At 58.4% G+C, this 21,434-nt stretch carries 20 protein-coding genes; 7 read left to right on the top strand and 13 right to left on the bottom strand.

The window, feature by feature from the left end:
• Positions 1-38: 38 nt before the first annotated feature.
• The gene (gene folD / locus BST95_RS11185) at positions 39-884 is read left to right on the top strand and encodes a bifunctional methylenetetrahydrofolate dehydrogenase/methenyltetrahydrofolate cyclohydrolase FolD (RefSeq protein ID WP_066049573.1); all 846 of its coding nucleotides are present in this window, start codon (positions 39-41) and stop codon (positions 882-884) included.
• Positions 885-945: 61 nt separating this feature from the next.
• Here folD and cysS read toward each other — a convergent pair whose 3' ends face one another.
• Entirely contained in the window at positions 946-2,322 is a 1,377-nt protein-coding gene (gene cysS, locus BST95_RS11180; protein ID WP_084199527.1) for a cysteine--tRNA ligase, read from the bottom strand.
• Between the two features lie 5 nt (positions 2,323-2,327).
• A complete protein-coding gene (locus BST95_RS11175) occupies positions 2,328-3,986 on the bottom strand; it encodes a glutamine--tRNA ligase/YqeY domain fusion protein (RefSeq protein ID WP_084199525.1) in 1,659 nt (552 codons plus the stop codon).
• A gap of 192 nt (positions 3,987-4,178) precedes the next feature.
• Here BST95_RS11175 and BST95_RS11170 point away from each other — a divergent pair, with 192 nt between their 5' ends.
• Together BST95_RS11170 and BST95_RS11165 are read left to right on the top strand one after the other, a co-directional pair.
• Positions 4,179-4,676 carry a peptidylprolyl isomerase gene (locus tag BST95_RS11170; RefSeq protein ID WP_084199523.1) on the top strand — a complete coding sequence of 166 codons (498 nt, stop codon included), beginning with the start codon at positions 4,179-4,181 and terminating at the stop codon, positions 4,674-4,676.
• Entirely contained in the window at positions 4,677-5,393 is a 717-nt protein-coding gene (locus BST95_RS11165; RefSeq protein WP_084199521.1) for a UDP-2,3-diacylglucosamine diphosphatase, read from the top strand. It begins immediately after the preceding gene.
• A 30-nt stretch (positions 5,394-5,423) separates the two neighbouring features.
• Here the strand turns inward: BST95_RS11165 and BST95_RS11160 are convergent, their stop codons facing one another.
• Together BST95_RS11160 and BST95_RS11155 are read right to left on the bottom strand one after the other, a co-directional pair.
• Positions 5,424-6,038: a MiaE family protein gene (locus tag BST95_RS11160; RefSeq protein ID WP_084199519.1), complete on the bottom strand. Its 615-nt coding sequence runs from the start codon at positions 6,036-6,038 to the stop codon at positions 5,424-5,426.
• Positions 6,039-6,149: 111 nt separating this feature from the next.
• A complete protein-coding gene (locus tag BST95_RS11155) occupies positions 6,150-6,620 on the bottom strand; it encodes a DUF1289 domain-containing protein (protein WP_084199517.1) in 471 nt (156 codons plus the stop codon).
• 191 nt (positions 6,621-6,811) lie between these two features.
• Between BST95_RS11155 and BST95_RS11150 the strand changes: the two genes are divergently transcribed.
• Positions 6,812-9,613 carry a bifunctional aconitate hydratase 2/2-methylisocitrate dehydratase gene (locus BST95_RS11150; RefSeq protein WP_084201148.1) on the top strand — a complete coding sequence of 934 codons (2,802 nt, stop codon included), beginning with the start codon at positions 6,812-6,814 and terminating at the stop codon, positions 9,611-9,613.
• A 93-nt stretch (positions 9,614-9,706) separates the two neighbouring features.
• Here BST95_RS11150 and BST95_RS11145 read toward each other — a convergent pair whose 3' ends face one another.
• From BST95_RS11145 to BST95_RS11130, 4 genes are all read right to left on the bottom strand, one after another.
• Complete coding sequence (locus BST95_RS11145; RefSeq protein ID WP_084199515.1) at positions 9,707-10,786, bottom strand: right-handed parallel beta-helix repeat-containing protein; 1,080 nt, start codon at positions 10,784-10,786, stop codon at positions 9,707-9,709.
• Positions 10,770-11,177 (bottom strand): hypothetical protein, encoded by a 408-nt coding sequence (locus tag BST95_RS11140; protein ID WP_146004207.1) that lies wholly within the window; start codon positions 11,175-11,177, stop codon positions 10,770-10,772. Before BST95_RS11140 ends, BST95_RS11145 begins: the two co-directional genes overlap by 17 nt.
• An 86-nt stretch (positions 11,178-11,263) precedes the next feature.
• Positions 11,264-12,205, bottom strand: a complete 942-nt coding sequence (locus tag BST95_RS11135) for a DUF1295 domain-containing protein (protein WP_084199511.1) — start codon at positions 12,203-12,205, stop codon at positions 11,264-11,266.
• A gap of 51 nt (positions 12,206-12,256) precedes the next feature.
• Complete coding sequence (locus tag BST95_RS11130; protein WP_084199509.1) at positions 12,257-12,985, bottom strand: TetR/AcrR family transcriptional regulator; 729 nt, start codon at positions 12,983-12,985, stop codon at positions 12,257-12,259.
• A gap of 114 nt (positions 12,986-13,099) precedes the next feature.
• Here BST95_RS11130 and BST95_RS11125 point away from each other — a divergent pair, with 114 nt between their 5' ends.
• From BST95_RS11125 to BST95_RS11115, 3 genes are read left to right on the top strand one after another with little or no spacing between them, the layout of a single operon-like run.
• Positions 13,100-13,534: an MAPEG family protein gene (locus BST95_RS11125; protein WP_084199507.1), complete on the top strand. Its 435-nt coding sequence runs from the start codon at positions 13,100-13,102 to the stop codon at positions 13,532-13,534.
• Between the two features lie 5 nt (positions 13,535-13,539).
• Entirely contained in the window at positions 13,540-14,718 is a 1,179-nt protein-coding gene (locus tag BST95_RS11120; protein WP_084199505.1) for a saccharopine dehydrogenase family protein, read from the top strand.
• Positions 14,719-14,723: 5 nt separating this feature from the next.
• On the top strand, positions 14,724-15,830 hold the full coding sequence (locus BST95_RS11115) for a DUF2855 family protein (RefSeq protein ID WP_084199503.1): 1,107 nt from the start codon (positions 14,724-14,726) through the stop codon (positions 15,828-15,830).
• Here the strand turns inward: BST95_RS11115 and BST95_RS11110 are convergent.
• Genes BST95_RS11110 through BST95_RS11090 form a run of 5 tightly spaced genes read right to left on the bottom strand, consistent with a single transcriptional unit; the run spans position 15,800 to position 21,427 of the window.
• On the bottom strand, positions 15,800-16,294 hold the full coding sequence (locus BST95_RS11110) for a GNAT family N-acetyltransferase (RefSeq protein WP_066049533.1): 495 nt from the start codon (positions 16,292-16,294) through the stop codon (positions 15,800-15,802). The genes BST95_RS11115 and BST95_RS11110 overlap by 31 nt on opposite strands.
• A complete protein-coding gene (locus tag BST95_RS11105; protein ID WP_084199501.1) occupies positions 16,294-18,279 on the bottom strand; it encodes a transglutaminase TgpA family protein in 1,986 nt (661 codons plus the stop codon). Before BST95_RS11105 ends, BST95_RS11110 begins: the two co-directional genes overlap by 1 nt.
• Positions 18,276-19,274 (bottom strand): DUF58 domain-containing protein, encoded by a 999-nt coding sequence (locus BST95_RS11100; protein ID WP_084199499.1) that lies wholly within the window; start codon positions 19,272-19,274, stop codon positions 18,276-18,278. The genes BST95_RS11105 and BST95_RS11100 overlap by 4 nt, the downstream gene beginning before the upstream one ends.
• Positions 19,275-19,282: 8 nt before the next feature.
• Positions 19,283-20,203: an AAA family ATPase gene (locus BST95_RS11095; RefSeq protein WP_084199497.1), complete on the bottom strand. Its 921-nt coding sequence runs from the start codon at positions 20,201-20,203 to the stop codon at positions 19,283-19,285.
• 21 nt (positions 20,204-20,224) lie between these two features.
• Entirely contained in the window at positions 20,225-21,427 is a 1,203-nt protein-coding gene (locus BST95_RS11090; RefSeq protein ID WP_084199495.1) for an O-succinylhomoserine sulfhydrylase, read from the bottom strand.
• Positions 21,428-21,434: the final 7 nt, after the last annotated feature.

Raw genomic sequence — 21,434 nt, 5'->3', positions numbered from 1 at the left:
GGACAATGCGCCGCTTTACGTTTTGAGGAATCTCACCCATGTCCGCACTTGTACTCGATGGTAAAACCCTGGCTGCCGAAACTGAGGCAGAACTGCTTGCCCGTGTGGAGCAGTTGAAGGAAAAGTCTGGCGGGCAGACACCGATTCTGGCAACTATTCTGGTGGGTGATGACCCCGCTTCGGCCACCTATGTGAAGATGAAAGGCAACGCCTGTCGCCGGGTAGGCATGGACTCCCTCGCGGTGGAAATGCCCTCCTCCACCACCACTGAGGAGCTGCTGGCCAAGATCGACGAGCTCAACAACAACCCGGATGTTCACGGCATTCTGCTGCAGCACCCGGTGCCTGCCCAGATCGACGAACGCGCCTGCTTTGATGCCATTTCCCTGGCCAAAGATGTCGACGGTGTAACATGCCTGGGTTTTGGTCGCATGGCCATGGGTGAAGAGGCCTACGGCTGCGCCACCCCTCAGGGCATTATGCGCATCCTCGAACACTACAACATAGATATTGAAGGCAAGCACGCTGTGGTCGTCGGCCGCTCTCCCATTCTGGGCAAGCCCATGGCCATGATGCTACTGCAGAAGAACGCCACCGTGACCATTTGCCACTCGCGTACCCAGGACCTGCCGTCGCTGGTCGCCCAGGCAGACATCCTTGTGGGCGCTGTGGGCAAGCCCGAGTTCATCAAAGCGGATTGGGTCAAAGAAGGTGCTGTGGTGGTCGACGCCGGCTACCACCCGGGCGGCCTGGGCGATATCGAACTGTCAGCGCTGACCGAGAAGGCCTCTGCCTACACCCCCGTGCCCGGCGGCGTTGGCCCGATGACCATTAATACGCTGATTTACCAGAGCGTGGAGTCTGGCGAGAAAAGCCTGGGCTAACTGATGGCAGGAGCGGTTGCGGCCGCTCCTGTTTTCAACCGGGGCCTAATTTGTCCGGGACTTAACCCCGCTTCCACTTGGTTCCCTCGCGGGAATCTTCCAGTACCACACCCTGCGCCAGCAGGGATTCACGAATCTCATCGGCACGTGCAAAATCGCGGTTCTTTTTCGCGGCAGCGCGCTCATCGATCAACACTTCAATATCTTCCGCTGAAATGTCGCCATCGGCGCCACCGGCCTGCAGCCACTCCTCCGGGTCCTGCCCCAGAATACCCAACAGGTTACCCGCGGCGATGATGCGTGCCTTGAGCGCCGGCTTGTCGGCGTCGGTGGCCTTGTTCAATGCCTTGGCCAGGGCGTGAATTTCGGCGATGGCCACGGGGGTATTCAGGTCGTCGTTGAGCGCAGCGTAGAAGGCTTCATCCGCCAGCGGCACATCCATTTCCAGTTCGATGTCGGCGACTTCACGCAGGGTGCTGTACAAGCTATCGAGTGTGGATTGGGCCTGGTCGAGCAATTCTGCAGAGAAGTTCAGCGGTGAGCGGTAATGCGCAGACAGCAGCGCAAACCGCAGCACCTCACCGCGATAGCTGTCCAGCAGATCGCGCACAGTGCGGAAATTGCCCAGCGACTTGGACATCTTCTCACCGTCGATATCCAGGTAGGCGTTGTGCATCCAGTAATTGACGTAGTCACCGCCATGGGCACAACGGCTCTGGGCGATCTCATTCTCGTGGTGCGGGAAGATCAGGTCGCGACCGCCTCCGTGGATGTCGATGGTTTCGCCCAGGTGCTCGCGAATCATTGCAGAGCACTCCAGGTGCCAGCCGGGTCTTCCTCGGCCCCAGGGGCTGTCCCAGCCCGGGTCGGCGTCATCGGCGGGCTTCCAAAGCACGAAATCGCCGGGATGGCGCTTGTAGTCCGCCACCTCAACCCGGGCACCGGCGAGCATGTCGTCCAGGGAACGGCCGGAGAGTTTGCCGTAATCTTCCATGGATTCCACGGCAAACAATACGTGCCCCTGTGACTCATAGGCATGGCCTTTTTCGATCAGCGTCTGGGTGAGACGGATCATGGGCTCGATATTGTGAGTGGCGTGGGGCTCCAGTGTGGGCGGCAAGGCATTCAGCTGGGCCATGTCTTCACGGTACTTGGCGGTGAACTCGTCGGTGACCTCATCAATACTGCGACTGCCCTCGTGGGCAGCGGTAATAATCTTGTCGTCGACGTCGGTGATATTGCGGGCGTAGGTCACCGTGCCGTAATGGGTTTGCAGCAGGCGGAACAAGGTGTCGAACACCACCACCGGGCGCGCGTTGCCGATATGCGCCAGGTTGTACACCGTGGGGCCACACACGTACATGGTAACCGTGTCAGGTACGAGTGGCTCAAAGACCTGCTTCTCGCCGGCCATGGTGTTGTAAATCTTCAGGCTCATAGGTGTTATCCGTTCCAGGTGTCGCGCAGGCCAATGGTTTTATTGAACACGGGCTTATCACTGCTGTGATCGAAACGATCAGCCACAAAGTATCCCTCGCGCTCAAACTGGAAGCCCTGCTCTGCTTCGGCCTTGGCCAGCGAGGGCTCCAGTACGGCATGGGTAATCACGCTCAGCGACTCCGGGTTGATGTGATCCATGTAGTTGCCGTCACCCTTGTCCGGGGCTTCGTGGTTAAACAGGCGGTCGTAGACGCGAACCTCCGCGGGCACACCGTGGGCGGCAGACACCCACTGGATCACGCCCTTGGGTTTTACGCCGTCTTCGGGGTTTTCACCAATCGTATTGGGAATAGTATGGGCATGCACTTCAACAATGTTGCCCGCATCGTCCTTCACCACCTCATCCGCTTCGATAACATAGGCGTTGCGCAGGCGCACGCGCTTGCCCAGCACCAGGCGCTTGTATTTCTTGTTGGCCTCTTCGCGGAAGTCATCTGCATCAATGTAGACCTCACGGGTAAACGGCACAACTCGCTCGCCCAGATCCTCACGTGACGGGTGATTGGGCGCAGTGAGTTCCTCGACCTTGTCCTCGGGGTAGTCGGTCAGCACCACTTTGAGCGGGTTGAGCACGGCCATAGCACGCGGGGCGTTCTCATTGAGATCTTCGCGCACAGCGAACTCGAGCATGGCGACATCAACAACACCGTCTTTACGGGTCGTGCCAATCATCTCGCAGAACTTGCGCAGGGCCTCAGGGGAATAGCCGCGACGGCGCATACCGGAAATGGTCGGCATCCGCGGATCGTCCCAGCCAGCGACAACGCCTTCGTCCACCAGCTGCTTGAGCTTGCGCTTGCTGGTCACGGTATAGCTGGGGTTGAGACGGCCGAATTCGAACTGGCGCGGGTGGCTTGCAACAGGCAGGTTGTCGATAAACCACTCGTACAGCGGGCGATGATCCTCAAACTCCAGGGTACATACTGAATGGGTAACACCCTCGATCGCGTCTTCCTGGCCATGGGCGAAATCATAGGTAGGGTAAATCACCCAGTCAGTGCCGGTCTGATGATGGGCCACCTTGCGAATGCGGTACATGATCGGGTCGCGCATGTTCATGTTCGGCGAGGCCATATCGATCTTGGCGCGCAGTACTTTAGCGCCTTCATCGAACTCACCCGCCTTCATGCGCGCCAGCAAGTCGAGGTTTTCTTCGACGGTACGATCGCGGTAGGGGCTGTTTTTGCCGGGCTCAGTCAAGGTGCCACGATATTCCCGGGCCTGTTCGGCGTTCAGGTCACACACATAGGCTTTGCCCTGCTCTACCAGATGTACAGCCCAGTCATACAGCTGCTGAAAGTAGGAGGACGCGAAGCGGACGTCGCCGTCCCAGCGATAGCCCAGCCACTCGACATCTGCCTGGATAGACTCGATGAACTCCTGGCTCTCTTTCTCCGGGTTGGTATCGTCAAAGCGCAGGTTGCAGCGGCCGCCATTGGCCTCGGCCAGGCCGAAGTTCACGCTAATCGACTTGGCATGCCCGATATGCAGGTAGCCGTTGGGCTCCGGCGGGAAGCGGGTGACCACCTCGGTCACTCGGCCAGCGTCGAAATCCTCGGCGATTATGTTCTGCAGAAAGTTGCTTGCAGGGGTATTGTCCATAAAGTCAGTCAGGTCTGGAAATTAAAAGGGCGCGTATTATAGCCATGAAAAGGCTGCGCTAATAGGCGCAGGCTGCGGCTTTGGGGTGCGCTTGGCAATTTCACCGAAGTTAGGCTGCGCCGCGGTTTCGCGGGCAACAAAAAGCCCGTATTATTGCCAGCCCGCAAGAACATACACCCACAGGGAAGAACTATGGTCATCATTCGCACCACTTTTGGCGAAATCAAACTCGAACTGGACGCAGAGAAGGCGCCCAAGACCGTCGAGAACTTCATCTCGTACGCCCGTGACGGCTTCTACGACGGCACCATCTTTCACCGTGTCATCGATAACTTCATGATCCAGGGTGGCGGCTTTGATGCCGACATGCAGCAAAAATCCACGGGCGAGCCCATCGAAAACGAAGCCAACAACGGCCTGAAGAACGACTTCGGCACCATTGCCATGGCCCGCACCATGGACCCTCACTCCGCCACAGCGCAGTTTTTCATCAATGTGAAAGACAACGACTTCCTCAACCACTCCGGCAAGAACATGCAGGGCTGGGGCTATGCCGTATTTGGCAAGATCACTGAAGGCTCCGAGGTGCTGGACAAGATCCGCGCCGTACCCACCGGTTCCGCCGGCGGCCACCAGGATGTGCCGGTTGATCCGGTCATCATTGAATCCGTGGAAGTTGTTGAAGGCTAAGTGCAGCGCACGCTCTTCATATCTGACTTACACCTGGACCCTGCCAGGCCCGATGTCATTCGGGCCCTGGCGGCGTTCCTCGACCACAACACCGACTGCGACGCGCTCTATATTCTCGGCGACTTGTTCGAAGTCTGGGTCGGTGACGACGATGACGCCCCCCTGGTCGCCGAGATGCGCGACCGCTTCCAGGCCTTTACCAAGGCCGGGCCCTCACTGTATTTCATACACGGCAATCGCGACTTCCTGCTCGGCGACGACTTCGCCAACGCCTGTGGCGGCCAGTTATTGCCCGACCCCACCCTGATTGAACTTTATGGCACCCCCACCCTGCTCATGCACGGCGACAGCCTGTGCACCCTGGATGAGGAATACATGCAGTTTCGCGCCATGGCACGCAGCCCGGCCTGGCGGGACGAAATCCTGTCCAAGCCCCTGGACGAGCGCCGCGCGATCGCCGCGCATATCCGCGCTGCCAGCAGCGAAGGCAATTCCAACAAGGCCGAGGACATTATGGATGTCACCCCGATCGAGGTGGACAAGATCATGGTTGAGGCCGGCGTCAGCCGACTGATACACGGCCATACACACCGCCCCGCACGCCATCAGGTGGCGAACGGCGAGCGTATTGTACTGGGGGACTGGGAAGCGTCGGGCTGGTACATAGACGCCAGATTAGACTCAATTGAACTTATTGATTTCGATATTAATCAATAATTTATAGCCACATATTAAAGCTATAAGTAGCTAAGCAGGCACCCCGCTGTGAAAGCGAAATTCCTCATCCACTGACTCGACCAACTCTCGCTCAGCAGCCAGCAACACGTCGAGGCGCTCAGCCACCTCTTCCGCAGAAGAGGCCTCCTCGGCCAGCTTTAGGTAGTCGGTAAAGTGGCGCGACTCCGACTTCAGCAGTGAGGTATAAAAACTCCCCAACTCCTCATCGAGCTCGGCCGCAATACAGGCAAAACGCTCGCAGGAGCGCGCCTCAATAATGGCTCCCACCAACAGGGTATCCACCAGCCGCCCTGGTTCATTACCGCGCACGTGCTTGCGCAGTGACCCGGCATAGCGAGCGGCAGATATCTGCGGATAGTCAACGCCCCGCTTCTTCATAATGGCAATCACCTGCTCAAAGTGGCGCAGCTCTTCCCGCGCCAGCCGCGACAGCTTGTTCAGCAACTTATGATTGTCCACATACCGATACATGAGGTTCAGCGCCGTACCCGCCGCCTTCTTCTCACAGTTGGCGTGGTCCACCAACATAATCTCAGGATTCTCCAGCGCCCACTCCACCCACGCCCGGGGCGTAGGACACGCCAGAAACTCGAGAATATGACTGATATCAACCGTTTTGCTCATCCAAACACCTTGGGGTCAGGTCTCATTTTTCTCAGACAACCCTGGGGTCAGGTCTCATTTTTCTAAGTTGTCTGAGAAAAATGAGACCTGACCCCAGGGTTTTCGGAGGCGTTAGCGGCCTGACCCTCCAAATAAGTCGGGGACCGCGATGTAGCGGTCGTAGTGGGCCTGGGAGAGTAGCAGGAATTCGGCGTCGATCTGGTCGCGCAGCACTGGCAGCGGGGTCTCGCGCCAGGGCAGGTTCACCTCGAAGCCGAAATCCTGCGGAGTCTCGATCTGCCCGGCGCCGGCTTTCAGCAGACTGAACAGCCAGCAGTATTCGTCATGGTGCTCAGTGAATCGCACATTCTGCACCTCGAGCTGCCATTTGAGCAGCGCCTTGTCAGTAACCTGTAACTTATTGCTGACACACTGGGACAGAAAGTCAGCAAGGCGCTCATCGACAATACGCTTCTGGTCCTGGGAGTAACTGTTCCAGTGAATCACTTCGTGGCTGAAGCGCTTGCAACCGCGGCACACACTGTCACCAATGCCGGTGGAACAGACTCCAATACAGGGGGTTTTAACGGGGGGCTGCAACATGGACGGAAACGACTACTCTACAGGGCGGCGAGTGTACGGTATCACCTTGGTGAATGCACGATATAGAACCTGATTCATTTAAATTATATGCCCTCTGTTATATACTTCGCGCCGATTTTTACTCCACAGTGGCCGTCTGCCCCTACCCCCAGGCACGCGGCTGTCACCACCCGATAGAGGAGCTCTACACCATGAGTTTGTATTCTGAATATCTGGCAGAAATCGAAACCCGGAAAAACGAACTGGGCCTGCACCCGAAACCGATCGACAGCACTGACCTGCTGTCTGAGATCATCGCCCAGATCAAGGACACTGGCAATGAACATCGCGAAGCGTCCCTGAACTTCTTTATCTACAACACCCTGCCCGGCACCACCAGCGCCGCTGGCGTAAAGGCCAAGTTCCTCAAGGAAATCATCCTGGGCGAAGCAGACGTTGCAGAAATCACTCCCGAGTTCGCCTTCGAACTGCTGTCACACATGAAGGGCGGTCCTTCTGTTGAAGTCCTGCTCGACCTGGCCCTGTCCGGCGACGACACCGTCAACAAGCCAGCAGCTGAAGTCCTGAAGACCCAGGTCTTCCTGTACGAAGCAGACACCGACCGTCTGGAAGCGGCCTACAAAGATGGTAACGCCATCGCCAAAGACATTCTCGAAAGCTACGCCGCGGCGGAGTTCTTCACCAAGCTGCCTGACATCGATGAGAAGATCGATGTGGTTACCTACATCGCTGCCGAAGGTGATATCTCCACCGACCTGCTCTCCCCCGGCAACCAGGCGCACTCGCGCTCTGACCGTGAACTGCACGGCCAGTGCATGATCACCCCCGAAGCGCAGGCAGAGATCAAGGACCTGCAGGCCAAGCACCCCTACGCCAAGGTAATGCTGATCGCCGAGAAAGGCACCATGGGCGTGGGTTCCTCGCGCATGTCCGGCGTGAACAACGTCGCCCTGTGGGCCGGCAAGCAGGCCAGCCCCTACGTACCCTTTGTGAACATTGCTCCAGTGGTTGCCGGTACCAATGGCATTTCACCCATCTTCCTGACGACCGTTGGCGTGACCGGGGGTATCGGTCTGGACCTCAAAAACTGGGTGAAGAAGACCGACGCCGACGGCAACACTGTGACCGACGAGAACGGCGACGCGGTACTCGAGCAGGCCTACTCCGTTGAAACCGGCACGGTGCTGACCATTAACACCAAAGAGAAAAAGCTCTACAACGGCGACCAGGAACTGGTCGACGTATCTGCCGCGTTCACGCCGCAGAAAGTCGAGTTCATGAAAGCCGGCGGTTCCTACGCCGTAGTTTTCGGCAAGAAGCTGCAGAACTTCGCCGCCGAGGCTCTGGGTGTTGAAGCTCCCGCAGTCTTCGCCCCCTCCAAGGAAATCTGCCACGAAGGCCAGGGCCTCACTGCCGTTGAGAAAATCTTCAACCGCAACGCTGTTGGCGTCACCGCTACTGACCCGCTGCACGCCGGCTCTGACGTGCGCGTCAAAGTGAACATCGTCGGTTCCCAGGACACCACCGGCCTGATGACTTCCCAGGAACTGGAAGCGATGGCGGCCACCGTGATCTCACCCAGCGTTGATGGCGCCTACCAGTCCGGCTGTCACACCGCCTCTGTATGGGACAAGAAAGCCCAGGCCAACATCCCCCGCCTGATGGCCTTTATGAACAAGTTCGGCCTGATCACTGCACGCGATCCCAAGGGCGTTTACCACGCCATGACCGACGTGATCCACAAGGTTCTGAACGACCTGACCATTGACGATCGCGCCATCATCATCGGCGGTGACTCGCACACCCGTATGTCCAAAGGCGTTGCCTTCGGCGCCGACTCCGGCACCGTGGCTCTGGCATTGGCGACAGGTGAAGCCACCATGCCGATCCCTGAGTCCGTCAAAGTGACCTTCAAAGGCCACATGAAGGAATACATGGACTTCCGTGACGTGGTACACGCCACCCAGGCGCAGATGCTGAAGCAGTTCGGCGAAAACGTCTTCCAGGGCCGTGTAATCGAAGTTCACATCGGTACCCTGTTGTCCGACCAGGCCTTTACCTTTACCGACTGGACCGCAGAGATGAAGGCCAAGGCCTCTATCTGTATTTCCAACGATGAGACCCTGGTTGAGTCCCTGGAGATCGCCAAGGGCCGTATCCAGATCATGATCGACAAGGGTATGGATAACGCTGCACAGACCCTCGCCGGCCTGGTCAAGCTCGCCGAAAAGCGCATTGCCGAAATCCAGAGTGGCGACGTACCGCCGCTGGCACCTGACAATAGCGCCGAATACTACGCCGAAGTCGTGGTCGACCTGGACGTCATCGACGAGCCCATGATTGCCGACCCGGACGTAAACAACGAAGACGTGTCCAAGCGCTACACGCACGACACCATTCGTCCGATCTCCTATTACGGCGGCAACACCAAGGTAGACCTCGGCTTTGTGGGTTCCTGCATGGTGCACAAAGGCGACATGCAGATCATCGCCCAGATGCTGCGCAACATCGAAGCCGCCAACGGCAGCGTCGAGTTCAAAGCACCGCTGGTAATCGCACCGCCGACCTACAACATTGTTGACGAGCTCAAGGCCGAAGGCGACTGGGACATTCTTTCTAAATACGCTGGCTTCCAGTTCGACGACGACAATCCCAAGCAGGACGCCCGCACCAAGTACGACAACGTCATGTACCTGGAACGCCCGGGATGCAACCTGTGCATGGGTAACCAGGAGAAGGCAGAGAAAGGTGACACCGTGATGGCCACCTCCACTCGCCTGTTCCAGGGTCGTGTGGTAGAAGACAGCGACGAGAAGAAAGGTGAGTCGCTGCTCTCCTCTACCCCGGTCGTCGTGCTCTCCACCGTGCTCGGCCGTACGCCAACCATCGAAGAGTACAAGGCAGCCGTTAATGGCATTAACCTGACCGACTTCGAGCCGCCCAAGGAAGAGCTCACAGTCGAGGCAGCGCCGATCAAGATCGTGAACGGCTAATCGCCCTCACGCTCTGTTGAGCAACAAAAAGGCCCGCTTCTTGCGAAGCGGGCCTTTTTTTGTGCTGTATAAAAGTGAGACGGAAAGCTAACGCTAGCGACGCAATCTCCGCGCGCCCACCCCGGCCAAGGCCAGAACACTCAGCCAAAGCAGACCAAGAGGCAGTGCTGGCACCGGCGTCGGCAAATCAGGTCGTACCGCACCCGCCAGGTTGCGAATCGGCGCACTGAGGGAGCCGGACAACAGAATATCGCCGGAGGAGCTATCGATCACATTGCTCGCATCGGCCGCGGCATCACCCGTACCATCAGGATTTTTGCTCGGGTGCGTCGGGCCGGAAGCATTGCCCCACCAGTTACCCTTGGCGTCGACAACCAGGCCGTCCTGCAGATCTTCGTCAAGCGCGTCTATTTGTATGCCCGCAGTGGTGTTACCGAAAATATTGGATGAGGACACAAACATTTCCGACACGGCATCACCCGAGTCAAAACGCATCCCCACGCCATTGCCACTCACCTCGACACCCCAGATCACCATGCGCGCGGCTTTCTCGGGCAGATCTCCGCCACCCCATCCATCCAGTTCGATACCGGGACCATCCGGATGACCGCTGAAGACCGAGTTATTACTCTCGACAACAAAACGACCATCAATCTCCAGGCCACTGTCATCAGAAGGAGACTGATCATTATCTTGGGCGCGAACACCAGTGACGTATGCCTCATTGGCGTCTTCAATATCAATACCATCACTGCCGTTGTCGGACGCAGTGACGTTAGATACCCGAGCGATGCCATTGGTCGCTCGCATCAGCAAGCCATCCCCCTCACTATTACTGACGGTGACATTATCAATAGTAATGTTGACGGTAACGTTCTCGCTTGTTTCCTGATCAAAGCCAAGGCGAATACCTGCACCGCTGTCGTTACCATCCGCGCTGGAATTTCGCAGGGTGATGTTGTGGGCTCTGCCGCCAACAATCTGCTCGGGGGACGCCTCGATATTGTTTTCACCATTGTTGTTGGCAGTCAGGCGTTCACCCATAAAATCGGAACCGTTGCCCAACAATTCCACCAGGATACCGTGACCATCCGTGTCATTTGCGATGATGTCCGTTAACGTAACATCGCCCTCGATGCTGATATCGATGCCCCCGTCACCCGGCGCCTGCACTATCAGGCCGGCCGCGGAGAAGTCGCCGGTAATAGGACTGCCCGCAATGGCTTGATCGGTCCCACCCTTTCGTCACGGTACCCACAGCAGGATTACCCGCACCGTCCAGCGCCTGGAAGCTAATTGCCCCCGGGGTGCCGCCATTCATTAAATCCAGGTCAATCAACTCATTATAGGTACCTGGATAAATGCGGATATCTGCAGGCAGCGAAACGGCGATCACCGCCGATTGAATGTCCACATGGCAGTTGGCATTGCCACCACAGGTATTTGCGGGGTCGACGAATTGAGTATCGGCCGAAGCCATTCCGGAGGCGGCGGCCAGGCATGGCAGCGAGCCTATGCCCACAAGACGGGAAAAATGACGCTTCAAAATGAACTCCAGTGTCAATCTTTGCCCTCGGAGCACAGTGGGTCACATGTTATTTTGACCCTATTCTAGCGCCATTTAACGAGTGTTGACTGTCCTCTGCGAGATCACGCGGGGCCCGCCTCAACGCCACCGCCGGCGCGACTTGGCCCGGGGAAGAACTGATTGGTCTGCAGCTGATAGGCGGCGTAACCTGGCCGCTTCTGCACCGAGTAATACTCAGCAGGCTTGGCACCGGTATAGTGCACGAGCGTGACGTACATACATCGGGAGGTGAACATCAGCCCCGATCCCAGCAATACCCAGATCACCATATCCAACTCACCATACAGCGCCCACCAGGACGACAGCGCCGCCAGCATCAGAGCATTCCACACCATCCATTCCGCAAAGTAGTTGGGGTGGCGGCTATAGCGCCAGAGGCCCACGTTACAGACAGCGAGGTTGTCCCCTGATGCCTGGGTGCGTTTGATGAAGGCCTTTTTCTGCATATCCGCCACGCTCTCCATGGCAAACGCAGCTATCCACAGCAGCAACGCAACCCACTCAAGTGGATGGATCGCCGGATCGGGATTCAGCCACATGACAAATGCAGGTAATGCCAGGAAGGAGGCATTCGCCAGCGCCTGCACCAGCACTTCCACCTGCCGGTTCAGTGGAATGTTAGTAATGCCAGCCTTCTCCCAGCGGCGTTGCTGGTATTTGTAGCGCGGCAATTCAACATCGATGTGGCCGTCGCGCCACATGCGCAATGCGGTAACACCCATACGCAAACCGATAAACAGATAGATCGCGCTGACAGCCAGAGTACGGATATTCAGGTGCTCACTCATCGCCAGCACGATCACGCCAATAACTACCAGCCCCCAGGGCCAGCCGATATCTACATAAGAGATTCGCCCCGTACGCCAGGCAGGTATGCACACCACGAGAATGAATAGTGCCAGCTGAGCCAATCCACTCACCCAGGCGATGGAAGATAACGGCGGAGTCATGAGGAGCAAAAGCCAGCCCAACAAAAACACCGATAGTGGTTTGATGTAGTTCACTCGTGGACCTCCAGGCCAATACACGGGAGTTGCGAGTTCAGTGGTATGCCTCTATCCCCTGTGTCCTATCAAGCGATTCAACGCATCTATGACATAATCTGCAAAGGCCGTCACATCCGTGCCGGCACTGCGGAAGTACCAGGGCTTCAGGTACCAGTCATCCACCACCGCCAGCACCATGGCCGCCACCAGTCGCGGCGATGCGCAATCGTAATCGCCCGCCTTCACACCCGCTTCAATCATGGAGGCCAGTGATTCCACCAACACCTGCTCTACTTCCTTGACCTGCCCTTTTTGCTCTACCGGCGCGTTCTTGGTCTCCATAAACACGAAGAAGTACCAGGGGCGGAACAATTCGGTCATGAAAATCTGTGCCCGGACATGGGCCTCCAGACGCGCGTGACGCGCCTCCTCTGGCGGCAGCAACGCGCGGTTAACCTCGGTAAAGGTCTGCCCCACAAACTCGATGAGCATGGAAGAGAACTGATCCTTACTGCCGATGTAGTTGTATATGCCGCCCATGCTAATCCCCGTGGCGTCGCACAGGTCGCGGGTGGACATGGCGTGAAAACCGCGGTTGGCCGACATCTCAAAGATCGCCTCCACGATGAGCTTCAGCTTGGGCAGCGCCTGGGTCTCACTGCGCACCTTGATCCGGTCACAATTCGCTTTAAAGAAATACTGGTAAACATTCTCTTCGTTCAGCGGCAGCGTGGCTCTGAACGCCTCGTAGCTTTGATGGTTAGGCCAGTCGCCGGCCTTTGAACGGTCTGCCTGCATCGGCGGATAGCTCCCTTCATCCTTGTAATACCGGGCGACTATACCGGAAAACCTGTTGACGAGCGAGCGCTCGCTCTTTTATTATCGCACCACATTCACCCAGAGTGCGCTCTCATGCCCATTGCCGAGACCTACCACCTGGCCCTGTTGGGCCTGCTTGTTGTCGTTGTCACCCTGGTCATCCAAATGATGGTGGCGGCTATCAGTAAAGCCAAACAATCCGGCGCTGTTCCCGGCAAAATGGATAGCGCCCTGAGCCACGCGTCATTTGTATTTCGCGCCAACCGCACCTTTGCCAACTCCGTCGATAATACGCCCGCCCTGCTCGGCGCTGCCTTACTGGCGATTGTCGCCGGCGCAGGCGCGAACTGGGTCGGCATCTGGGTCTGGGTGTACGCGCTTGCCCGTATCAGCCATATGGCGCTCTACTACGGGATCGCCACGGAGAAGAATCCAAGCCCGCGTACGCACTTCTTTTTTCTGGGGCTGATAGCCACTATCGCCCTGCTCATTCAGGCCGGCCTCGCGCTGGCATCAACAGGATCCTGATCTCCATGAAAGACAATCGAGAATTTGACGTCATCATCTATGGCGCCAGCGGTTTTACCGGCCAACTCATCGCTGAATACATGGCCACACGAGCGGCTGAGGAAACCGGTCTACGCTGGGCTCTAGCAGGACGGAGCGCCGACAAGATTGCCGCAGTCGTCGCTGAGTCTGGCCTGCCCACCGACGTACCCGTCATCGCCGCCGACTCCGCAGACCAGGACGCCATGAATGCCCTGGCGGCGCGCACCAAAGTCATTCTCACTTCCGTGGGCCCCTACCAGATGTACGGCTCACAGTTAGTGCAGGCCTGTGCAAGCAACGGCACAGACTACGTCGATCTCTGCGGCGAACCCAACTGGATGCGTGAGATGATCGATCAACACCAGGCAGCAGCCCAGGCCTCTGGAGCACGCATCGTATTCTCCTGCGGCTTTGACTCTATCCCCTCGGATCTCGGCGTACACTTCCTGCAACAGCAGGCCGCCGCGCAATTGGGCAAGCCCCTGCCCCACGTGCGCGGTCGTGTCCGCGCCATGAACGGCGGCGCTTCGGGCGGCACGGTAGCGAGCATGCAAGCCACCATGGGTGCAGCCATGAAAGATCCCGCCGTGGGTGCGTTGCTCAAAAACCCTTATGGCCTCGCGAATCCCGGATTTGATGGCCCCAAGCAGCCCTCCAGCCACAAGCCCAGCTACGACGAGGGCCTCGGTAGTTGGGCAGCGCCGTTCGTCATGGCGGTGATCAACATTCCCAACGTACACCGGTCGAACTTCGTGCAGGGCTACAGCTACGGCGAGGACTTCACCTATTCAGAAATGCTGTTGACCGGCCCGGGTGAGAAAGGCGAGAAGATCGCCAATGCCATGGCCGTTCCTTCCCTCACTGGCAAGGGAGATACACCCCAGCCCGGCGAGGGCCCCAGCCGCGAAGAACAGGTGGCGGGCAATTTCGATCTGTTGTTCGTCGGTGAAAATGACGCAGGCGACACAGTCAAGGTCTCGGTCACCGGTGATCGCGACCCCGGCTATGGCTCCACCTCGCGAATGATTTCCGAGGCAGCCCTGACCCTGGCGCTCGACAATGTCGAAACCGCTGGTGGCATGTGGACACCAGCCTCCGCCCTCGGTGATAAACTCATCACCCGCCTCGTCGCACACGCCGGCCTGACTTTTAACGTAGAGTAAACACCATGAATGAGCGCCAACGCTTGCTGATTAACCGCGACCAACTGGACGATGTGCAATGGCACAGCGAGGCGCTCCCCAGCCCTGCCGATGGCCAGGTACTGCTCGCCATCGACAACTTCGCCCTCACCGCGAATAACATTACTTATGCGGCGTTCGGCGACGCCCTGCAGTACTGGGAGTTTTTTCCTGCACCAGTCGGCAGCGGCATTGTGCCGGTATGGGGCTTCGCGGACGTGGTCGCCTCCAACTGCGACGGCATAGAGGTTGGGGAACGGTTCTACGGCTTCTACCCGCTGGCCTCGCACCTGCTGGTGGAGCCAGCCCAGGTGTCCGACACCAGTTTCACCGACAACGCAGAACATCGCCGCAGCCTGCCAGTGATTTATAACCAGTACCTGCGTACGTCCAGTGACGCGCTGTACGACGCAGACAGGGAAGCAGTGCAAATGCTCCTGCGCCCGCTGTTTACGACGTCCTTCCTGCTGGATGATTTCTTTGCCGACCAGGCCATGTTTGGCGCCCGCGAACTGCACCTGACCAGCGCGTCGAGCAAAACGGCGATCGGCATGGCCTTCTGTTTACAGCACAACCGCGCGAACCGCGATGCAGACTATGCCATTGTCGGGCTCACCTCAGCGCGTAATAAAGCGTTTGTGGAATCCCTTGACTGTTACGACCGGGTAGTTACCTACGACGAGGCGGCGACACTGGGCAACCAGACCCCCAGCGCCATTGTAGACTTTGCCGGCGACGGCACGCTGTTGCGTACTCTCCATGAACAACTGGGAGATTCGCTGCGCTACTCCTGCCTGGTGGGTGCGTCCCATTGGGACCAACGCGCTGGCGCAGGCCCGGATATGCCGGGCCCGGATCCGGTGATGTTTTTTGCGCCCCACCAGGCTGAGAAACGGATTAGCGAATGGGGTGGCGAGCGCTTTGCGCAACACCTGGCAGACCAATGGCAGGCCTTCTGTGAATTCGCCGGCGGCTGGATGGAGATTGATGCCAGCGAAGGTCGCGAGGCTATCGCCCAGACCTACCAGCAAGTCTTGGCCGGGAATTTTTCGCCCCGCAGCGGTTACGTACTCTCAAAGTTTAGCTGCCAGTAACCGACGTCCAGCCACTTCCCCTGCTTAAAGCCCACTTCCGGAAAGTGGGCTACCTGCTCCATGCCGAGCTTTTCATGCAAGGCCACGCTGGCAGGGTTTGGCAGGGTAATGCCACCGATAACCGCATGGATACCTAACGGCTGCAGGCGCGCAAAGAGCGCCTCATAGAGCGCCGTGCCTCGCCCGCCGCCTGTGACACCGGGTTTGAGATATACCGTGCTCTCCACTGAATACCGATAGGCAACACGCTCCTTGAAACGCGCCGCATAGGCGTAGCCAAGCAGCTCGCCGCCCTCCTCCAGCACCAACCAGGGAAACCCGGCGTCAAGCACAGCGTCAATACGCTGAACGAACGCCGCTTCCGTCAGGGCATCCTCTTCGAACGTCGCTACTGTGTTCTCAATATAGTGGTTGTAGATCGCGGCCAAAGCGGCTGCGTCGGCATGACTGACATCTCTAATCATCAATTCACTCGCTTAATGGCGCTCGCCAGTTGCTGCAGCCCGCGCGCCTCTTGTGCGGCCGGTGCATAGGCCAGCGCCTGATACACTCTGTTCACCTCGCCAATCTGCTCGGCCAACCGCGGCAACTGCGCCGATGCCCGTCGCGCATACTGATCCGGCCCTTCTCCGGCACCGCGCTCCACACCCATTCTGGCCAGGCGCTCACAGAACTTGAGGTATAGCCTGTCCATTTCGCGCTGTTGCACGGTTTTGCGTTGCAACATCAGGGTAATCACCACCGGCGCAAACACCAGCACACCGGCCCCGAGCAGCACCAGCGCGAACTTCTGTGCGCTGAATTCGCCAAACCAGTTGCTCAGTAACTGGTACTGCCGATCACTGTCGAAGCCGGTCACCCAGCTCTGCCAGCGGTAGGTAATCGCGTCGTAGCGCAGGCGCAACTGGTTTACCCAGTTCACCCCGCGAAACCGCAGCGGCGACAGCGGTGAATCAGCAAGAAAAGACCCCTCGCCCGACAGCGCCTCCTCGAGCCCAAGCTCGATACGCTCGGGGGATACAGCAGCTGTCGGATCCACCCGCACCCAGCCCTCGCCCTCATGCCAGACTTCCGCCCAGGCATGGGCGTCAAACTGGTGGACAATAACAGTGCCATTAACCGGATTGATCTCGCCGCCCTGATAGCCGGCCACGACCCGCGCCGGCACACCCGCCGCGCGCATCAGGTGCACAAAGGCAGAGGCATAGTGTTCACAAAAACCCGAGCGGGTACCGAACAAGAACGCGTCGATAGAATCCTGCTCAGGCAACAGCGGCGGGCTTAATGTGTACCCAAAGGGCTCATTGGCAAACAGCGCCAATGCCTGGTCGACAATTTCACGACTACCACCGGAAGCACTGGCCATCTCCCTGGCGAGTGCCCGCATGCGCGGATTGTTGTCGCCGGGCAGACGCAGTTCGACCTCTCTGCGCCACTCGGATAGAGTCGGCTCAAGCTGTGCATCGGGCCAGGTCTGCACTTCGTAGAAGTAGTCGTCCTCGATCTCTGTCATGCGGAACAATCGATAGTCCGCCGCGTTCACAATGCCACTGTCGTTCGAACGACCATAGCGCAGGCTGTACACCCAATGCTGCTGGGTGGGCTCCATGATAATCGAGTAACGCAGTGAGTCACCGACAAGTTCCGGCTCGACCGGTTTGCGCTCATCCGGCGGCGCCGCAAAGTGACTGAGACTGCTCCAGGCACCGCCGCGCAGCCGGCTCATGACAATACCGCGCCAGTACAATTGATCCTGTGCAGGCACGTCGCCCTCAAACTGCACCCGGAATGCCACGTCCCCGGAGCGGCTCAGGCGCGACACATCCCCCGGCTTCATAAAATCCGACATCCCCGTGCGCGCGGCCTGGCTCTTAATGGGTACGGTCCACAGAGGCCCTATGCGGGGAAAAAGGAAAAACAGCACCAGCATCAGCGGAATGGATTGCGCCAGCATCACCGTCGACAGCCGCAGGGGACGGAACGTAAAGCGATCTTCCCCCGGCCTGTGCAGTGCGACCAGCGCGGCGGTCACCACCACGGTGTTAGACAGGCAGAGCAGGACCACCAGGATGTCCTGGCTGAACAGGAACACCGTCAAAATCACAAAGTAGCCCAGGAACAAGAGCACATACGCATCTTTGCGCTCTGACAACTCCAGCAGCTTGAGCGCAAACGCAGTGAGCAACAGCGCCACCGTCGGTTCTAGGCCAACGATGGTGCGGAAACTGAATAAAATGCCCGCAAAAGCAGCCAGAATCAGCCCCAGCTTGACTGGCCAGCGAGGGAACGACCACACACCGCGATACACCATAATGCGCCAGCCGGCTGCCGCCACAAACACCAGCACCACCCAGATGGGAACACGCTGCACGTGGGGCGCTACCAGCAGAAACAGCGCCAGTACAATCCATACCAACGCATTGCGCGGAATCTGTTGCTCGAGCTTCACGAGGGGCCACCCTCGATACCATACAGCGCCAGCGCCTGCAGAATACGTTCGCGGTGACGTTCACCGACGTCCGGCGCAATGTTAAGGTCCGGGAGACGCAGGCCATACTCCTGCCCCTGCCGATCAAATTCCAGCGCCCAGTAGCACAGGTGGGACAAACGCTGCTCTGTGCCGAGGCCGGGGAACATCTCCCAGTCCAACCACACACTGCGATCGGCATAGGCCGTGTATTGCTTGGTCTGCACCTTGCCGCCGCGTGCCAGGCCTTTCCAGTGGATTTGCCGCAATGAATCGCCTTCCCGATAGTCGCGAAAACCGAAGAAGTCATCGGACCCTGCCACCGGCATAGCTGCACCGTCCGGCTGATCTTTGGCCAGGCCAGGCAGTTCGGCACTGGGCAGCGGCCGAGGGTAGACAAGCGCATGTAAATCGAGATCAATCCAGGTCCAACAACGCACCAGGCCTAGTGGATAGGTCGACTCGATACGCAATCTGCCAGGGTGATGCCATCCGCGTTTCTCCACCGGAGCCATCAGGTGGATGCTACCGCTGTCTTCGTCCACCAGATTCAGGCGCGCACTCGACCCCTGTTCAAAGCGGAAAAATACGCCGAAGTATTCGCGTTTCTTGGTGCGCGACACACGTAACTCGAATTCAGTTTGCTGCCCTGGGAAGGCGGGCCTGGCGCGTATTGCCTGTATCTCCAACCCGGACAGATTCGCAAACGTATGCAGGACAGCCAACACAAACAGGGTCGCGAGCAGAAAAGTCAGGCCATAGCTGAGGTTGTTCTGAAAGTTAATCGCCGCCAGCAGCATGACCAACAGGCAAAGACCAAAGAAGAACCCGACTCCGGACGGAAAAATAAACAGGCGCTTCTGGTCCAGGACCACAGATCTTGACGGCGGAATCCGCCGATTAATCCACTCCCGGAAACGCTGCCGCAGGCGGGCGCGAATATCTGGATTAGAGCCTGTTCCCGCTGCGCCGGCCATGGGCGGAATCAGTTGCGGATAACGTCGACGTTGCGCAGCATGAGATCCACCAGCGCCGCGCCGTCACCGGCGTAATCGCCACTGGGCACCAGCCGGTGACCGGCGACTGCGGGCAGCACCATTTGCAGATCTTCCGGCACCACATGGCCTCGATCGTGCATGACCGCCCAGGTGCGCGCACTGTCGAGCAATGCCAGGCCACCGCGAGGCGACAAGCCTACTTCGAACTCAGGGCTCTGACGGGTGTAGGCCAACAGGCGTTGCAGGTAGTCGAGCAGATTATCCGATGCGTGCACATTGGCCACAGCCTCACGAATCGCCGTGAGCTGCTCGGGGCTCACAACCTGGGTCAGCGACTGTACCTCGGCCGCATTGCGCTGAAACATCTCCCGCTCCGCTTGCGGATGGGGATAGCCCAACTCCAGACGCATAAGAAAGCGGTCGAGCTGGGATTCAGGCAGCGGATAGGTACCGGATTGATGAATGGGGTTCTGGGTGGCAATCACGAAAAACGGTTCGGGCAAGGGACGGGTTTCGCCCTCGACAGTCACCTGCCCCTCTGCCATCGCTTCGAGCAGTGCACTCTGGGTGCGCGGCGTGGTGCGGTTGATTTCGTCGGCCAGCAGTAACTGGGTAAAGACCGGCCCAGGATGGAAGCTGAACGACGCATCGTCGCGGTTATAAACCGACACACCGAGGATGTCCGCTGGCAGTAGGTCACTGGTGAACTGTACCCGCTTCCAGGACAGGCCCAACACATCCGCGAGGGCGTGCGACAGTGTGGTTTTACCCATGCCGGGAAGATCTTCGAGGAGCAAATGCCCTCGAGCAAACAGGCAACACAGGGCGAGACGTATCTGTGGTTCCTTACCCAGCAACACCTGCCCTACTTCGGCAACGGCCTTATCGATCACTCCCTGAATATGCATTATTGTTTTCCGCGTTGTGGGTTATGCGAGTATGGCGTCAAAACCCCGCCGCAAATCGGCCTGGATATCTGCCACGTCCTCCAGACCCACCGAGACCCGAATCAGGTTTTGGCCGATACCTGCCAACTCGCGCTGCTCGTCGGTAAGCCGCCCATGGGTAGTCGTTGCCGGATGCACTATGGTGGTTTTGGCGTCACCCAGGTTAGCCGTTAGCGACAGAATGCGGGTACCGTCGATACACTGCCAGGCCTGCTCGCGACCGCCCTTCACCTGGAATGACAGCACACCGCCAAAGGCTCGCTGCTGCTGTCGGGCCAGGGCGTGGCCCGGGTGATCTTCCAGTCCGGCGTAGTAAACGCGTTCCACTTCAGGTTGCTCGCGCAGCCAGCGGGCCAGGGTCAGGGCCGAATCGCAGTGTGCCTGCATACGCAGTCGCAGCGTTTCCAATCCTTTCAGGAATACCCAGGCGTTAAACGCACTCATGGTCGGGCCGCAGGTACGCAGAAATGTCTCTACCTCCGCCATATGCTCACTTCGTCCAACCACTGCGCCGCCAACACAACGCCCCTGGCCATCCAGGTACTTGGTGGCCGAGTGCATGACAATATCGGCACCCAGGGCAATAGGCTGCTGCAGTGCCGGAGTGCAGAAACAGTTATCTACGACCAACAGGCAATTATTCGCTTTCGCCAATTGCGAGAAGTAGTTCAGATCCGCCACTTCACACAGCGGATTGGAAGGCGTTTCCATGAACAGCATCGCAGTGTCGGGGCGGATTGCCGCCTCCCAGGCTGCGGTATCAAGCAAGGGCACGAAGCTGGTCTCAATGCCAAACTTCGCCAGATACTTGCCAAACAGATTGGTCGTGGTGCCGAAAACGTCGCGCGAACACACAACATGATCACCCGCCTTGAGAAGTGCCATCGCTGTCGACAGTATCGCCGCCATTCCCGAGGCGGTGCCTACCGCAGCTTCACCGCCTTCGAGAGCCGCTATGCGCTGTTCAAACGTGCGAACTGTGGGATTAGTATAGCGCGAGTAGACGTTACCCGCTTCCTCACCACCAAAACGAGCTGCGGCCTCGGCGGCGCTGTCGAAAACGTAGCTGGAGGTCAAAAAAATTGGCTCGGAGTGCTCGCCCTCGTGGGTGCGTGCAATACCCGCTCGCACGGCCAGCGTATCCAGCTCGGCGCCCGCCAGGGGGTCGTCAAAATTATCAGTCATTGTGGGT

The sequence above is a fragment of the Halioglobus japonicus genome, from assembly GCF_001983995.1.
GTDB lineage: Bacteria > Pseudomonadota > Gammaproteobacteria > Pseudomonadales > Halieaceae > Halioglobus > Halioglobus japonicus.
Note: the sequence above shows the minus strand (reverse complement) of the source record. Positions and strands in the feature narration are given on the sequence as shown.

Coding starts and splice junctions, on each gene's coding strand:
- BST95_RS11155 (WP_084199517.1), bottom strand. CDS start 6,620: ATGTTGCAGCCCCCCGTTAAAACCCCCTGTATTGGAGTCTGTTCCACC.
- BST95_RS11170 (WP_084199523.1), top strand. CDS start 4,179: ATGGTCATCATTCGCACCACTTTTGGCGAAATCAAACTCGAACTGGAC.
- BST95_RS11115 (WP_084199503.1), top strand. CDS start 14,724: ATGAATGAGCGCCAACGCTTGCTGATTAACCGCGACCAACTGGACGAT.
- BST95_RS11175 (WP_084199525.1), bottom strand. CDS start 3,986: ATGGACAATACCCCTGCAAGCAACTTTCTGCAGAACATAATCGCCGAG.
- BST95_RS11090 (WP_084199495.1), bottom strand. CDS start 21,427: ATGACTGATAATTTTGACGACCCCCTGGCGGGCGCCGAGCTGGATACG.
- cysS (WP_084199527.1), bottom strand. CDS start 2,322: ATGAGCCTGAAGATTTACAACACCATGGCCGGCGAGAAGCAGGTCTTT.
- BST95_RS11160 (WP_084199519.1), bottom strand. CDS start 6,038: ATGAGCAAAACGGTTGATATCAGTCATATTCTCGAGTTTCTGGCGTGT.
- BST95_RS11130 (WP_084199509.1), bottom strand. CDS start 12,985: ATGCAGGCAGACCGTTCAAAGGCCGGCGACTGGCCTAACCATCAAAGC.
- BST95_RS11150 (WP_084201148.1), top strand. CDS start 6,812: ATGAGTTTGTATTCTGAATATCTGGCAGAAATCGAAACCCGGAAAAAC.
- folD (WP_066049573.1), top strand. CDS start 39: ATGTCCGCACTTGTACTCGATGGTAAAACCCTGGCTGCCGAAACTGAG.
- BST95_RS11120 (WP_084199505.1), top strand. CDS start 13,540: ATGAAAGACAATCGAGAATTTGACGTCATCATCTATGGCGCCAGCGGT.
- BST95_RS11095 (WP_084199497.1), bottom strand. CDS start 20,203: ATGCATATTCAGGGAGTGATCGATAAGGCCGTTGCCGAAGTAGGGCAG.
- BST95_RS11100 (WP_084199499.1), bottom strand. CDS start 19,274: ATGGCCGGCGCAGCGGGAACAGGCTCTAATCCAGATATTCGCGCCCGC.
- BST95_RS11125 (WP_084199507.1), top strand. CDS start 13,100: ATGCCCATTGCCGAGACCTACCACCTGGCCCTGTTGGGCCTGCTTGTT.
- BST95_RS11110 (WP_066049533.1), bottom strand. CDS start 16,294: ATGATTAGAGATGTCAGTCATGCCGACGCAGCCGCTTTGGCCGCGATC.